This is a genomic window from Asaia siamensis (genome assembly GCF_014635085.1).
Taxonomy (GTDB): Bacteria; Pseudomonadota; Alphaproteobacteria; order Acetobacterales; family Acetobacteraceae; genus Asaia; species Asaia siamensis.
Genome location: NZ_BMCH01000003.1, coordinates 460619 through 474382, shown reverse-complemented (window position 1 = coordinate 474382; position 13764 = coordinate 460619). Strand labels below are relative to the sequence as shown.

The 13764-nt window shown below is 59.3% G+C and carries 14 protein-coding genes; 9 read left to right on the top strand and 5 right to left on the bottom strand.

All coding sequences use genetic code 11. The features are described from left to right. Positions 1 to 2 precede the first annotated feature (2 nt). From trbF to IEV53_RS07940, 4 genes are read left to right on the top strand one after another with little or no spacing between them, the layout of a single operon-like run. Positions 3 to 683, top strand: a complete 681-nt coding sequence (gene trbF / locus IEV53_RS07955; protein WP_188426226.1) for a conjugal transfer protein TrbF — start codon at positions 3 to 5, stop codon at positions 681 to 683. Next, a complete protein-coding gene (gene trbG / locus IEV53_RS07950) occupies positions 683 to 1669 on the top strand; it encodes a P-type conjugative transfer protein TrbG (protein ID WP_188426225.1) in 987 nt (328 codons plus the stop codon). Before trbF ends, trbG begins: the two co-directional genes overlap by 1 nt. Then, positions 1666 to 2829, top strand: a complete 1164-nt coding sequence (locus IEV53_RS07945; RefSeq protein WP_188426224.1) for a TrbI/VirB10 family protein — start codon at positions 1666 to 1668, stop codon at positions 2827 to 2829. Before trbG ends, IEV53_RS07945 begins: the two co-directional genes overlap by 4 nt. Continuing rightward, entirely contained in the window at positions 2826 to 3077 is a 252-nt protein-coding gene (locus IEV53_RS07940; RefSeq protein WP_188426223.1) for a DUF2274 domain-containing protein, read from the top strand. Before IEV53_RS07945 ends, IEV53_RS07940 begins: the two co-directional genes overlap by 4 nt. Here the strand turns inward: IEV53_RS07940 and IEV53_RS07935 are convergent. The 4 genes from IEV53_RS07935 to IEV53_RS07920 all read right to left on the bottom strand — a co-directional run bounded on the left by IEV53_RS07935 (position 2998) and on the right by IEV53_RS07920 (position 5724). Beyond that, a complete protein-coding gene (locus IEV53_RS07935; protein ID WP_188426222.1) occupies positions 2998 to 3960 on the bottom strand; it encodes a LysR family transcriptional regulator in 963 nt (320 codons plus the stop codon). The two genes, IEV53_RS07940 and IEV53_RS07935, sit on opposite strands and share 80 nt — an antisense overlap. A 143-nt stretch (positions 3961 to 4103) precedes the next feature. Further along, on the bottom strand, positions 4104 to 4442 hold the full coding sequence (locus IEV53_RS07930) for a VOC family protein (protein ID WP_188426221.1): 339 nt from the start codon (positions 4440 to 4442) through the stop codon (positions 4104 to 4106). Positions 4443 to 4551: 109 nt separating this feature from the next. Then, on the bottom strand, positions 4552 to 5295 hold the full coding sequence (locus tag IEV53_RS07925) for an SDR family NAD(P)-dependent oxidoreductase (RefSeq protein ID WP_188426220.1): 744 nt from the start codon (positions 5293 to 5295) through the stop codon (positions 4552 to 4554). Positions 5296 to 5331: 36 nt separating this feature from the next. After that, positions 5332 to 5724: a DoxX family protein gene (locus tag IEV53_RS07920; RefSeq protein WP_188426219.1), complete on the bottom strand. Its 393-nt coding sequence runs from the start codon at positions 5722 to 5724 to the stop codon at positions 5332 to 5334. A 167-nt stretch (positions 5725 to 5891) separates the two neighbouring features. Here IEV53_RS07920 and IEV53_RS07915 point away from each other — a divergent pair, with 167 nt between their 5' ends. Next, the gene (locus IEV53_RS07915; protein ID WP_188426218.1) at positions 5892 to 6281 is read left to right on the top strand and encodes a winged helix-turn-helix transcriptional regulator; all 390 of its coding nucleotides are present in this window, start codon (positions 5892 to 5894) and stop codon (positions 6279 to 6281) included. A 657-nt stretch (positions 6282 to 6938) separates the two neighbouring features. On the opposite strand, the gene IEV53_RS07910 is transcribed toward IEV53_RS07915, so the two are convergent. Beyond that, positions 6939 to 7613 carry a DUF421 domain-containing protein gene (locus IEV53_RS07910; RefSeq protein WP_188426217.1) on the bottom strand — a complete coding sequence of 225 codons (675 nt, stop codon included), beginning with the start codon at positions 7611 to 7613 and terminating at the stop codon, positions 6939 to 6941. Positions 7614 to 7874: 261 nt separating this feature from the next. On the opposite strand from IEV53_RS07910, the gene IEV53_RS14765 reads away from it, so the two are divergent. From IEV53_RS14765 to IEV53_RS07895, 4 genes are read left to right on the top strand one after another with little or no spacing between them, the layout of a single operon-like run. After that, on the top strand, positions 7875 to 8684 hold the full coding sequence (locus IEV53_RS14765; RefSeq protein WP_229719759.1) for an ImuA family protein: 810 nt from the start codon (positions 7875 to 7877) through the stop codon (positions 8682 to 8684). Next, positions 8671 to 10059 carry a Y-family DNA polymerase gene (locus tag IEV53_RS07905; RefSeq protein WP_229719773.1) on the top strand — a complete coding sequence of 463 codons (1389 nt, stop codon included), beginning with the start codon at positions 8671 to 8673 and terminating at the stop codon, positions 10057 to 10059. The genes IEV53_RS14765 and IEV53_RS07905 overlap by 14 nt, the downstream gene beginning before the upstream one ends. After that, entirely contained in the window at positions 10059 to 10319 is a 261-nt protein-coding gene (locus tag IEV53_RS07900; RefSeq protein ID WP_188426215.1) for a hypothetical protein, read from the top strand. Before IEV53_RS07905 ends, IEV53_RS07900 begins: the two co-directional genes overlap by 1 nt. Continuing rightward, a complete protein-coding gene (locus IEV53_RS07895; RefSeq protein WP_188426214.1) occupies positions 10316 to 13462 on the top strand; it encodes an error-prone DNA polymerase in 3147 nt (1048 codons plus the stop codon). The genes IEV53_RS07900 and IEV53_RS07895 overlap by 4 nt, the downstream gene beginning before the upstream one ends. Positions 13463 to 13764 lie beyond the last annotated feature (302 nt).

Genomic DNA, 13764 nt, shown 5'->3' with positions numbered 1-13764 from the left:
CCATGTTCCGCCGTCCCAATGTGCGTTTCGGCCGGACGCCGGAGCCCGAGACGCCCTATCACAAGGCCGGACAGGTCTGGGACGACCGCATCGGCTCGGCCCGTGTCCAGGCCCGCAACTGGCGGCTGGCCTTTTTCAGTTGCCTGGCTTTGAGCGGCGGTCTGGCCGCGGGGCTGGTCTGGCAGTCGCTGCGCGGCACCATCACGCCGTGGGTGGTGCAGATCGACCGGTTGGGCCAGGCACAGGCCGTCGGTCCGGCGACGGCCGCCTATCGGCCGACCGATCCGCAGATCGCCTGGTATCTGGCGCGCTTCATCTCCGAGGTGCGCGGCATCCCGGCCGATCCGGTGGTGCTGCGGCAGAACTGGCTCGACGCCTATAACTACGTCACCGACCGCGGGGCGCTGGCCCTGAACGATTATGCCCGCACCAGCGATCCCTTCAGCCGGCTCGGCAAGATGCAGGTGGCGATCGAGATCGCCAGCGTCATCCGTGCCTCCGACGACAGCTTCCGGGTGGAATGGATCGAGCGCCGCTATGTCGACGGCGCGCTGGCCGCCACCGAGCGCTGGAGCGCGATCCTCACCATCGTCGTCACTATCCCCACCGATGCCGAGCGGCTGCGCAAGAACCCGCTCGGCATCTACATCCACGCCCTCAACTGGTCCAGGGAACTCGGCTGATGCGCACCATCCACACCATCGCGCCGCTCATGATCCTGCTGGCGCCGCTCGCCGCCTGCTCTTCATGGAAGCCGCCTGCCATCAGATACGACGATACGCCCCGGCAGGCGGTCCTGATGCCCGAGCCGCCCAAGCCGGTGCAGGTGGTGGCACTGCCCGAGCCCTTGCCGCTGCCGGGGCAGCTCAAGCCAATCCCAACCCGGCATGCGCCACCGGACCCGACGGATCCGCACCAGCGGGTCGAGTACGCCAACAGTGCGGCACGGATTCAGCCGACACAGGCCGGCTATCTCAATGCGATCCAAGTCTATCCGTTCTCCGAGGGCGCGCTCTATCAGCTTTACGCCGCACCCGGCGAGATCACCGACATCGCGTTGCAGCCGGGCGAAAAGCTGGTCGGTTCCGGTCCGGTCGCCGCCGGCGACACCGTGCGCTGGATCATCGGCGATACCGAGAGCGGTACCGGGGCGGCGAAACGGATTCATATCCTGCTCAAGCCGACCCGCCCGGACCTGACCACCAACCTGGTCATCAATACCGACCGGCGGACCTATCATCTGGAACTGCGCTCCGATGAGCGGACCTACATGGCGTCGGTGTCCTGGGACTATCCGCAGGACCAGATCGTTGCCCTGCGCGGCCAGGATCGTGATGCGGACCTCACGGCACCGGTCGCCACCGGCGTCGATCTCGACGCGCTGAATTTCCGCTATCGGGTCGAGGGCGACGAGGCGCCATGGCGGCCGTTGCGTGCCTTCGATGACGGGCGGCAGGTGTTTATCGAGTTTCCGACCGGGATCGCCCAGGGCGAGATGCCGCCGCTCTGGGTGATCGGCCCGCAGGGCGACGGCCAGTTGGTGAATTATCGGGTGCACGGCAACCGGATGATCGTCGATCGCCTGTTTGCCGCCGCCGAACTGCGGCTGGGTGCGAAGCACCAGCAGGTGGTGCGCATCGTCCGCGCCGACGGGACGCGACGGTCATGAGCGACAGCGCCGGAAATGGCGGCACCGAAATGCCAGGGGCCACTGTCAGGCCACCCGGAGAGATGCAGCTGCGGGCAAAGCGGCCACCGGTCACGCGGCTGTCACGCAAGGTGATCCTGGGCCTGTCGGTCGTTGCCACAGCAGGCGTCGGTGGCGCGCTCTATCTGGCACTGAAGCCGGCGCCACCGAAGAGCAATGCCGAACTCTATAATACCGGCAGTCGCACCACGCCCGACGGCCTGGCCAATCTGCCGGGCGACTATAGCCATCCGCCGCGTCTCGGCCCGCCGTTGCCCGGCGACCTTGGAGGGCCGCTGCTCAAGGCGGGCGTGGGTGCCCCCGGCATGGCGACACCGGCGGCGCCCGCCGATCCGGAAAAGCAGCGCATCGTTCAGGAGCAGGAAGCTGCGCGGGTCAGCCATCTGTTCACCCAGACGCAGACGGGCCGAGATGTCGCCACGACGCCGGCGACACCGGGCGCGACCGCAGCCGCGCCCAGCAGCGTTCCCACCGATCGCAAGCAGGCGTTCCTCGACGGTCCGGTCGATCATCGCACCGTCAGCGCCGAGCGCTTCACATCCACCGCCAGCCCCTATGTGCTCCAGGCGGGATCGATCATTCCCGGTGCGCTGATCACCGGCATCCGTTCGGACCTGCCGGGCGAGGTCACCGCCCAGGTGACGGAGAATGTTTATGACAGTCCGACCGGACATATTCTGCTGATCCCGCAGGGAGCGAAACTGATCGGCCGCTATGATTCCCAGATTGCCTATGGCCAGACCCGCGTTTTGCTGGTCTGGACCCGGCTGATGCGCGGGGCCGGGGACTCGATCGTGTTGGAAAACGAGCCGGCCGCCGATGCGGCGGGCTTCGCCGGGTTGCAGGACCAGACCGACAACCACTGGGGCGAGGTGTTCAAGGCCGCTCTGGTTTCGACCGTGCTCAGCGTTGGTTCCGAAGCCGATATCAGCGGCGGCAACGGGATCGCTCAGGCTCTGCGCACCGGCGGGTCGCAAGGCTTCAACCAGATCGGCGCGCAGATCGTGGGGCGGTCGTTGAACATCCAGCCGACCAACACAATCCGGCCGGGGTTTCCGGTGCGGGTCATGGCGCATCGTGACCTGGTGCTTACCCCATACCAGCAGGAGGCATTCCGATGACGAAACTCCGGCTCGGGCCGATCGCGGACGACAGGCCGATACGCGTGACCGTCGAGCTTCCAGCCGCCGTGCATCGCGATCTGGTGGAATATGCACGGTTGCTGGCGCACGAGAGTGGTCGGGCCGAGATCGCACCGGCAAAGTTGATCCTGCCGATGCTGACGCGCTTCATGGAAACAGATCGGGGCTACCAGAAGCAGCGTGCGAGGGCGCGATCGAACGACGAGCCCTCGCCCGATCCCGTATGAAAGCGACGAATTTGCCCAACAGTGGGTCTTCGGATTCCGGACGCCACACCAGATTGATCTCAATGAATGCGTTATCTTCGGTAATAGGAATGAAGGTTAAGCTTGGCAGCGCCAAGCTCGAGTACCCCCGTGCAGCGATTGTAATGCCAAATCCTGCGCGTACAAATGCAAACACGGTCATGCTACTACTTTCAAAAATCCGCAAGTTCGCCCCAGGCAAGCGTGCGGCGAAGAAATCCTCACCGATTCCGTTTTTCCCCCACGCCCATAGCAGCAGGATTTCGTCTCTCAGATCGTTCCATCTTAATGCGCTATGTCCAGCGAGACGGTGCGTATTAGGCAATACCGCCATTAACGTTTCGGAATAAACAGGACATGCAGTCTCATAACGATGGAGCATGAAATCGGGAATGAGAGCAGCATCGATTTGATAGTCGATTAATGCCCCATGAAGAGTGCAATCACCAGGCTCGTACGGGGTCACGGTGACTCCCGGATAGTTCGAACGCCATTCCAGAAGCAGACCAGTCAAAAGATTATTTATAGGGGAGAAATGAAAGCCGAGGTGGATGTCGCCTGTTTCGCCTTCGCAATGTTGTCTTAGCAGCCCCTTCAATGCATTTGTCTCTTGTAGAAGGCGGCGGATATGGCGTGACGCGATACGGCCGGCTTCGGTGATCCGAATTCCGGCTGAAGTTCGCTCCAACAACGTAACGCCAAGCCTATCCTCAAGCTTGCCAATAGCGCGGCTAATGGTTGAGACTTGCATCTGCAACGAATGTGCCGCCTTCCCGAAACTTCCTTCTTCAGTAACTATCAAAAAATAATGAAGCTCTGCAAAATGCCTGATCTTTCCTATACGTGGCTTTTGTATTTCTGCCATGACCCTGCTCTCAACGTAATCTCGGTGCTGAGCTAGGCTATGTAAATTTTGACCTGCTTCTGAATGCCGTTGGACGATCTGCGTCCGGCGGCATTCGTCAGAAAGATTCTAGCTCATTGGTTCACGCGAAGTCTCTGAGTCGATTATTCGGCAACGAGGTCGAATGTGTTGCCATCGGGATCGAGTAATGTTGCGTAACGGATCTGCGGTAGCTCATGTTGTTTGACGAGCGTTGCGCCGATGCGTAGCAGTTGCTGAATCTGATGGTCGAGATCAGGTGTTCTGAGATCGAGATGAACGCGATTGCGTTGTGTGGGAACATCTCCGATCTTCTGAAACTGGATGAGAGGAAGGTCGGGCGACGGAGCCAGTTGGACGATCTGGCCATAATCATTGCCAATCGCAGGTCCTAGAGCCAAGGACCACCATGCGGCGAGTTTCTGCGGAGTTGCGGTGTCGATGGTGATAGCGTGAATTTTCATGGTCCGTTTCCTTGTTACAGGAGCCGCCCGAGCGACAATGAGCTTCGAGGGAGAGGTAATCGTGGTGCTCTGCACAGTTGCCCCGACCCGTGCCCGTTGCCTCACCGGTTCAGCGCGCGCTGTCGATGATGGATCCGCCATCGGGCGTCAGAGAATACCCCGTCATGAACTGGGCATCCTTACTGGCCAGGAAGAGAACGACAGGGGCGATGTCTTCTTCCGGCGAACCATAGCGACCGAGCGGGTTGGTCGCTGGCGGCACGTTTGACTCTGGCCCCCAGGTTTCGGCGACGGGGAGAACATTGTTGACGGTGATTTTGTCACCGGCCCATTCACGCGCGGCCGTTCTAGTCAGCGCACGCACGGCTTCCTTCGCCATATTGTAAGGCCCCGTACCTGCAAGGCCGATGATCCCGGCCATCGAGCCGAAATTGATGATGCGCCCTGTGCCGCTGGCCTTGAGATACGGGTAGGCAGCCCGCATGAAGTGCAGGTAGGCGGTCGGTCCCATGTCGAAATTGCGCTGAAGCTGCTCCGTCGACAGATTGAGGAGCGACGAATAGACGACGGCTGCATCAAAGGCGTTATTCACAAGGATGTCGAGACCACCATAAGCAGCAACCACCTTGTCCACGGCTGCCTTAATCTGGTCCGCATTTCCTGCATCGGCGGGGACCGCCAGAGCGGCGCCGCCAGCGGCCTGAATATCGGCCACAACTGCATCGACGCCAGCCGGTGTGCGTGACAGCACGGCAACCTTGGCGCCTTCGGCTGCAAACAGTTTGGCGGTTGCGCGGCCGATGCCACGGCTGGCGCCTGTGACGAGCGCGATTTTTCCTTCAAGTCTTCCCATGGTCATTTCCTTTGGATGTGCAAGGCTTCTGCTGTGTCAGCGCATGTTGGTCATGACGTACGGGGACGGCACGGCACGTGCAGTGTTCTGGGTGGTGAAAGAAGCGGCCAGCAGCACAAGGCCAATCAGGGCAGGTAAGACCCCCAGAGGTTTTCGAACCCCGAGATGTGCCGAGCCGGACAGGAGCAGGTGAAAGAAGATGCCTGCATAGGCCAGATCGCTCAGGGGAGCGCTGATCCGTGAGAGGATTGCAAGCGGTCCCAGAATTTTGACCGCGATCATGAGTGGCACGAGGTACGGTGCTGGATAGTTTAAGGCCGCCAGCGTCTGCCTAACCCATGCGTCTTTGGTCAGATACAAGGTCGCGGAAACGAAATAGAGCAGCGACAGGAGGATTGTGCTGATCCAGTAGATAATGATTGCGGTCATAATTGTTCCCGATCGTACCGTGCTTGGATGAGATCATCGGCCCGATGTTACGCTTCACTGATGAACTCAGTGGGTCTGACGCCACGAGCATGGATAAGATTTGACCTTCTGGACTATCTAGCGCAAGTAGGATGAATTTAAGACAGTATGTATGGAAAATATGACTAATGGCTGATGATGACTTCACCATGCAGGACGAGATGCGACGCGCCTTCTCGATGCTTTCAGGTAAGTGGAAGCTCGAAATTATGTGGCTGCTCAACCAGCGCGTTCATCGATTCGGTGAATTGCGCAAGGCTATATCCGGCATCACCCAGCACATGCTAACCGCCCAGCTCCGTGAACTAGAGGCAGATGGTTTGATTTCCCGCACGGTTTATGCGGAAGTTCCACCGCGTGTGGAATATGAGATGACCGCCAAGGCACGTGGTCTCGGGCCTACCATGGAGGCACTAACCGCGTGGTGGCTGGAATATGGTAAAACCGTGCCTCAGAAGCCAATCAGTCGGGGCCGAAAAGCGGGAAATACGTCATCTGTGAAAAAGCGAAATGAATAGGCTTGTTCGGTCTGCGAAGCATTTTTTTGTCTCCTTCGCCTGAAGTCAGATTTTACCAGAGTGAAGCGCGATAGAGAGGGTCTGGAGGTTCCCGTTGTCTCCTATTCTGTTCGCCGGAATGGGGAAGAAAAAGCTTGATGTGGCGATACAGGAGCTTCACGATAATTTGGAGCTTGAACGTCCTTTGCTCGAATGCTTCTGCGTAACTTGGCAGGATCGCCGCATTAGGCGGCAAGCTTGGGTATCTCACGGTCCACCAATCGCAAGTATCGTTGGTTGCTTTCCCCCGCAACCAACACATCAGCCCGCTCAATCCAAGCGGGCTTTTTTTGCACAAAAATCCCCACACAAAATGTCCATACCCGCCCCAGAACAGCAGGCGCGCGTCCGCCGTCTGAGACGCGCTACAGTAGTTGCAGCGCTATAGTGCGATCTGACGGCCCGCTCCGTAAATATGATACAGCGAACTCGCCGGCATATACTCAACCAGCCTGTCACCAGCACCATCAATATGGTCAATCCAGCCACCACTCAGCGAGAGAGGGGCGAAGCGTTCGAGGAAGGATACGGCAAAAAGCGTCGCTTTTGCCGCGCTAAAGCCGTCGTTGGTTTCCTCGGAAACAATGAGATAGGCTTCGAGCGTGCGTATGAGCCTGTTCAGGCAGGCAAGGAGCTTCCATGAACCTGACCGTCCTGAGTGACGACAAGCAGGTGATCGCCCACCCATTCTGCCAAAAAGACAGTCTCCAGATCATGCACGCTCATCGAGCCCAGCTCGGCTTTAAGCCAGTTTTCGTCGCGTTCGAGGATCTTGAGTTCTTCTTCCAGAATTTCGCCGCGAAGAACCAGGAAGCGTGAGGGCTTTTTAGCCTCTTCTTTCATGATGACGCTGACATGACCTGTGGTTTCGATCTGGGCAAAGTCGATATTGTCGAAGCTGAAGATATTCTGCATGCGCAGGGCCGTTGCGATGTCCTTCATGTCGATACGGCTGGAGTTTTCCTTGAAATTGTCGATCAGAAAACGCCCGTTGCGAATAATGGTAATGGGTTCGCCAATAGTGCGCTTGCGCAGGCCCGGAATTTTGCGCGAAAGCCCGTTGAACAGCGCCATCAGGGCAATGCAGAGGATCAGCAGCGCGATGTAATGCAGGATGGGCAGCTTGTCGTTGTAGAGAATGCCCCCCACGACACCGCCCAGAATGAAATTCCCTACCAGATCGACCGAGGTCATCATGGCTATCTGGTTGCGCCCGGTGACATTCAGATAGGAAATGATCAGGGCAAACCCGATAACGAGCTTCAGAATGACCCAGAGATAGAGGGTAATCACGCGAATCCGGTCCTTTTCATTGGCGGTATGACGACTTCAACAGCCTCGGCCAGATCCGGTTGCTCGTGAATACGTTACATTAAAAAACAGGCATCGAAAGAGCCTGATTGCTTGTCAGCTCTTCAGGCAACGTCCTGATTTCAAAAAACAACCCGATCACCCTTTGGCATCCCTTGCGGCGCCTCATGATGAAACCGCCTTATCGAATGGTTGTTCCTGTTTTGTTCGTATGATACGGGCAAAATTGAAAGGGGGATCACCATGAAAGACAGACCGGGCATGGCCATGCTGCGCGACCGCGTGGCACGTATCGAGCAGCGCTATCACAAGCCATTGGCGGCTCTTTATCTGAAGACGGGTCTGCCCCTTGTCGATGAGGCTCTTAAAGGCGGCCTGCGTCGTGGCGCGATTCATGAGTTCATGGGGGAGGGGCATGATCAGATGCTTTGCGCCCGTCCCACACAATTCGTGGCAAAAATCCTGGCGCAGGTGACCGGCCCAGTGATCTGGGTGATGCCGCCGGATGGGGCTCCGCTGCTGGCAGGGCTGCAGCAGACGGGTCTTTCGGCTGAGCGTCTGCTCTGCATTGAGGTGCATCCGGCGCGTATGGCAGCCACGATAGAAGACGTGTTGCGCAGTCAGGGCGTGGCGGCGGTTGTGGCAGATCTTTCGACCCCACTCTCCCTGACGGCCTCGCGTCGTCTGGCTCTGGCTGCCGAGACCTCCGGGGTGACCGGTTTTCTGCTGCATCGTCATCAGCAATTCGTGCCGCCCAGCGCCTGCTGGACGCGCTGGCGTGTGGGCGCCGTGGCGTCTCCCCCAATCAGAATGGGGCAACGCGCCCTTTTATCCTTGGCCGAGAATTTCTCGCTGGCCCTGTTGCGCCACCGGGGTGGCGATGCCCTGAACTGGAGGATCGGAACGGATCATGTCCCGCCGTCTTCTTTCTCTCTGGCTGCCATATTGGCGCACGACGCTCTGGCACAAGGCGCACCCGCAGCGCGATCCGGCCTTGCCGCTGGTTCTGTATGGCCGGGAAAAGCAGGGGCGGAAAATCGTGTCTGCCAATGAAGCGGCTCTTCTTTGCGGCATTCAGCCGGGGCAGATGCTGGCCATGGCGCGTAGTCTCGTTCCGGATCTCGCATCAGAGCCTGTGGCGCCGGAGCGCGATGCGCAGGCGCTGCGTCGGCTGGCTGAGTGGTGCCGCCGTTTTTCGCCGCTCGTCGCGGTCGATGCTGCGGACGGGTTATGGATCGATACGACCGGCTGTGCCCATCTGTTCGGGGGAGAAAGCGCCATGCTGGTGGCCATGGAAGCGGCCCTGGCGTCTCATGGCCATCAAATACGGGCTGCTATTGCCAATACGGCAGGGGCAGCCCATGCTCTGGCCCGTTTCGGGTCCGAGACGCTTACGGTTCTGTCTGGGGAACATCTTGTTCAGGCGCTCGATCCGTTGCCCATAGCGGCGCTGCGTCTGACACGCGAGGAAAATGACCGCCTGCATGGGTTGGGTATCACACGGATTGCCGATCTGCGTGCCGTCCCACGTGCGGCCCTGACGCGTCGCTTCGGTGTGGAACCGGCGCGGCAACTCGATTATGCGCTGGGCCGACAGAAGGAGCCGCTACGCTTCGACCATCCGGTCGTGGCGCTGCAGGCAACGCGCCATCTGCTCGAGCCGATCGGTACGGCAGAGAGTATCATGCAGGTGATGCAGGTACTGACGCAGGAAATTGCCTCTTTGCTACAGAAGAAAGGGCTGGGTGCGCGGCGGTTCGATCTGGTCTGTCATCGTGTCGATGATATGACGCAGGCGACCCGTATCGGGACCTCTGCGCCGATCAATGATCCTGAACGTCTGTATCGACTGCTTCAGGAACGGATTGAGACGATCGACCCCGGTTTTGGCATAGAGCGTATGAGCCTGCATGTGGAGCAGGCCGAGCGCTGCGTGCCGGTGCCGGCAGCGGGCGATCTGGCCGGGTCAGGACAGGAAGAAAAAACACAGGTTCTGGACTTGCTGGCAGAGCGTCTGCGCAACAGGGCCGGTCTGCATGCCGTTTATTATCTGGGCGAGAGCGATGCCCCCTTTCCTGAAGCGGCGCAGCAGCGTCTGGCTGCGCCGTCAGACATGAATACCCCCTCTCTCTGGCCGCGTCCGACAAGGGTTTTTACGCAGCCTTGCCCGATTGTCCCGCCAGATCTGGCAGAAGATTTCAGCCCGAAACGCTTCAGATGGTACGGAAAGACGCTGTCAGTCTGCGGGGCAGATGGGCCCGAGCGTCTTCATGGCGCCTGGTGGCAAAACCCGTTACAGGCTGGCGCCATACGCGATTACTGGATTGTCGAAGTCGAAAGCGGCGAGCGCTTCTGGCTTTTCCGCAATGGCGATGGGGTGCATCGCTGGTCTGGTGACGGGGCGTGGTTTGTCCACGGATTATTCTGATGACGTGGGAATACCTGCCCCCCGACGACGCCCTGCGTCCCGCTGATACCGCAGATATTGCCGAAGCCCTGATCCATGCATTGCGCTTTGACGGTCGCCGCCGTGTGCATGATGCGGATGAGCTGATGGCGGGTGTTGTGGCGGCACGTCTGGTAGCGCATCTGGTGCGCTGCGGGTTTGTGCTTATGAAGCGTGGCGCCATTGCCCCCCATGACACAAGCAATCATCGGCACCCGCTGGCCACCGATGAAGCGTCATGACCACCCCGTTGCATGTCACCTCCTATTATTCGTTTCTAAGAGGGGTGAGTGCGCCTCATGAGCTGTTTTCCGTCGCTCATGCACAGGGGCATCAGGCGCTCGCCCTGACTGATCGCCATTCCGTAGCCGGAATGGTGCGTGCGCATGATGCCGCCAGACAAAGCGGCGTCAGACTGATTCCCGGCTGCCGTCTGGATCTGACGGATGGTACCATTCTGTTGGCCTACCCCATGGACCGCATTGGCTGGGGGCAGCTTTGCCGTTTGCTGACCCTTGGTCACAGGCGCGGGCAGCGCGAGGTCTTTTCTCTCACCTGGCAGGATATCGAGGAGGCAAGCGACCGGCTTGTCTTTATCCTGCTGCCGGATCTGCCCGATGCAAAGGTCCGGTCAGCCCTGCGTCGTCTGGGCCGTCTGCCTGGCAGGCATGTCTATTGTGGCCTGTCACGCCGCAGTCAGGCCGCAGACTGGCAGCGTCTGGGCGCCTTGCAGGATCTGGCAGCCGAGGCAGGGATCGCCACGGTCGTGACGGGAGATGTGCTGTATCACGAGGCGCGTTGTCATGTGTTGCAGGATGTCGTGACGGCAATCCGTGAAAACTGCACGCTTGAAGCTCTGGGTGCCCGACGCGAGAAACATGAAAGCCGTATGCTGTGTTCTCCCGCGCAGATCGCAGCGTCATACGAGGCCTTTCCCGATGCGCTGGCCCGCATTGCCGAGATCGAGGCGCAATGCCGCTTCTCGATGGATGATCTGTGTTATCAATACCCCCGTGAAACCGACAGGCCAGACGAAACCCCACAACAGACCCTGACCCGACTGGTACGCACGGCCCTGCCACGCCGCTATCCAGCCGGAGTCAAGGAAGCGGTGCAAAAGCAGATTGCCCATGAGCTCGATCTCATCGGCTCTCTGGATTATGCGCCTTACTTCCTGACTGTGCACAGCATCGTGCAGCATGCGCGCGAATTGGGTATTGTCTGTCAGGGGCGAGGATCGGCAGCCAATTCGGCCATCTGTTATGTGCTGGGCATTACAGCCATCGATCCGCTTCGGTCGGGCTTGCTGTTCGAGCGCTTTATCTCGGCTGAACGGCGTGAGCCTCCCGATATTGACGTCGATTTTGAAAGCGATCGGCGCGAAGAGATCATCCAGTGGATCTATCGTCGCTATGGGCGTGGCCATTCCGCCCTTTGTGCCACGCTGATGCGCTATCGCCCCAAAGGCGCGCTGCGTGAGGTCGGCAAGGTGCTCGGTCTCTCCGACGATGTGTTGGGGCTTGTTTCGAAATATCTGGCCTCGTCTCTGGGTGACCCCGTCTTGCTCAAGGCGCGGGCTGCCGAGCTGAATCTCTCTCTGTCAGACAGGGCGTTGGCGCTTACCTTGCGTCTGGCAGGCGAATTGGTGGGTATTCCCAGACAGCTCGGAACCCATCCGGGTGGTTTCGTGCTGACGCGTGATCGCCTTGACGAACTTGTGCCCATTCAGCCAGCCGCCAAGGAGGATCGTCAGATTATCGTCTGGGACAAGGACGATATCGATATCCTGCGTTTCATGAAGGTGGATGTGCTGGGGCTGGGCATGCTGGGCTGTCTGCGTCGTGGCTTCGACATGCTGAAGGATTATCGCATTCGGCATCTGGATATGAGTTCCGTCCCGCCTGAAGACCCCGCAACCTATGCCATGATCCGGCGTGCCGACACGCTCGGCACGTTCCAGATCGAGAGCCGTGCCCAGATGTCCATGCTGCCACGCCTCAAACCCAGGACATTCTATGATCTGGTGGTGCAGGTCGCCATCGTTCGTCCCGGCCCCATTCAGGGGGACATGGTGCATCCCTATCTTCGCCGCCGCGAGGGGATCGAGACGGTGGATTATCCGCAACCGGCGTTGGAGGAAATTCTGGGCAAGACGCTTGGCGTGCCGCTGTTTCAGGAACAGGCCATGCAGGTAGCCATCAAATGCGCGGGCTTCACGCCCGGTGAGGCCGACCAGCTGAGACGTTCCATGGCGACATTCAAATTCACAGGTGGCGTTTCGCATTTCAGGACCAAGCTGATCGAAGGCATGGTTGCCAATCACTATGATCGCGATTTTGCCGAACGGACGTTCCGTCAGCTTGAAGGCTTCGGCTCCTATGGTTTTCCGGAAAGCCACGCTGCGAGTTTTGCGCTGATCGCCTATGTCTCGAATTATCTGAAATGCCACCATCCCGATGTGTTCTGTGCAGCATTGCTCAATTCGCAGCCCATGGGATTTTATGCGCCTGCCCAGGTGGTGCGTGATGCGCGCGAGCATGGTGTGACCGTCCATGCCATCGACATCAATGCCTCGCGCTGGGACTGTTGGCTCGAACCTGACCGGGGCAAGTCGACGCTTGCCGTGCGTCTGGGGTTTCGCTTTGTGAAGGGCCTTTCGAACGAGCATGCGGCGAAACTGATTGCCAATCGCTTTCCGGCTTATGATTCACTCGATGATGTCTGGCGCCGTGCCGATATTCCGGTTTCCGCCCTTGAGGCTTTGGCTGCGGCCGATGTTTTTCGTGAGCTTGGCCTCGACCGGCGGGCTGCTTTCTGGGCCATAAAAGGATTGGCCGATACGGTATTGCCGCTTTTTGCCGCAGCAGATCGCAAGCTGAACCGCCCGGGACCGGAGGTGGTCGAGCCCGATTATACGCCCCGCCCCATGAGTGAGGGCCGTGAGGTTGTCGAAGACTATAATATTCTGGGCCTGACTTTGCGCCAGCATCCGATGGCGTTTCTGCGCGCGCAACTGGCGGCGCGTGGCATGGTCACCTGCGCTGATCTGCGCGTTCTGCGCGATGGCAGTCGCGTGGTGGTGCCGGGTCTGGTGCTCATGCGACAGCGCCCAGGTACGGCCCATGGTGTGATGTTCATGACGCTGGAGGATGAGACCGGCACAGCCAATATCATCATCTGGAAAGACCGCGCCGAAGCCCAGCGTCGCATCGTGATTGGCGTCAATGCCGTGGCCTGCCATGGGCTCCTGCAGCGTGAAGGAGAGGTCATTCATGTGGTGATGCAGCGTCTGGAGGATCTAACCCCTCTGATGCGTGATATTGCGGCGTCAGAAAATGAAGTGGGTGCAGTGGCCCCCAGACTGAAAGCGCGTGATTTTCATTGAGATGACGGCAGGAGGAATAATGACCTGACCACCCTCAAACCCGCTGGCTCAAAAGAACCAGGCAATCGTGACGATAATTAATGACTATCTCGAAATGGCTCAGGATAGTCGCGTCAGAGCGCCCTGAGTTCCGGTTGCGATATGCTGCACATACTCGCTGACGCTAGTGAACGGATGAAGGTTTTGGCGAGTAGAAGCAGGCGCGGTGCAAGGGAGAAGGTGCTGGCTTGTCAGTCACGAGGGAAGTGGTGAAGGGGAGGCCGCTAACGTTCAATACAACCTGTTTTTGCAGGGCCTTGCGC

What these genes read in the sequence shown, in the direction of transcription:
- IEV53_RS07900 (WP_188426215.1), top strand. Translation starts at nt 10,059, where the DNA reads ATGACGTGGGAATACCTGCCCCCCGACGACGCCCTGCGTCCCGCTGAT.
- IEV53_RS07945 (WP_188426224.1), top strand. Translation starts at nt 1,666, where the DNA reads ATGAGCGACAGCGCCGGAAATGGCGGCACCGAAATGCCAGGGGCCACT.
- trbG (WP_188426225.1), top strand. Translation starts at nt 683, where the DNA reads ATGCGCACCATCCACACCATCGCGCCGCTCATGATCCTGCTGGCGCCG.
- IEV53_RS07930 (WP_188426221.1), bottom strand. Translation starts at nt 4,442, where the DNA reads ATGAAAATTCACGCTATCACCATCGACACCGCAACTCCGCAGAAACTC.
- IEV53_RS07920 (WP_188426219.1), bottom strand. Translation starts at nt 5,724, where the DNA reads ATGACCGCAATCATTATCTACTGGATCAGCACAATCCTCCTGTCGCTG.
- IEV53_RS07925 (WP_188426220.1), bottom strand. Translation starts at nt 5,295, where the DNA reads ATGGGAAGACTTGAAGGAAAAATCGCGCTCGTCACAGGCGCCAGCCGT.
- IEV53_RS07940 (WP_188426223.1), top strand. Translation starts at nt 2,826, where the DNA reads ATGACGAAACTCCGGCTCGGGCCGATCGCGGACGACAGGCCGATACGC.
- IEV53_RS07935 (WP_188426222.1), bottom strand. Translation starts at nt 3,960, where the DNA reads ATGGCAGAAATACAAAAGCCACGTATAGGAAAGATCAGGCATTTTGCA.
- IEV53_RS14765 (WP_229719759.1), top strand. Translation starts at nt 7,875, where the DNA reads ATGAAAGACAGACCGGGCATGGCCATGCTGCGCGACCGCGTGGCACGT.
- IEV53_RS07915 (WP_188426218.1), top strand. Translation starts at nt 5,892, where the DNA reads ATGGCTGATGATGACTTCACCATGCAGGACGAGATGCGACGCGCCTTC.
- IEV53_RS07895 (WP_188426214.1), top strand. Translation starts at nt 10,316, where the DNA reads ATGACCACCCCGTTGCATGTCACCTCCTATTATTCGTTTCTAAGAGGG.
- trbF (WP_188426226.1), top strand. Translation starts at nt 3, where the DNA reads ATGTTCCGCCGTCCCAATGTGCGTTTCGGCCGGACGCCGGAGCCCGAG.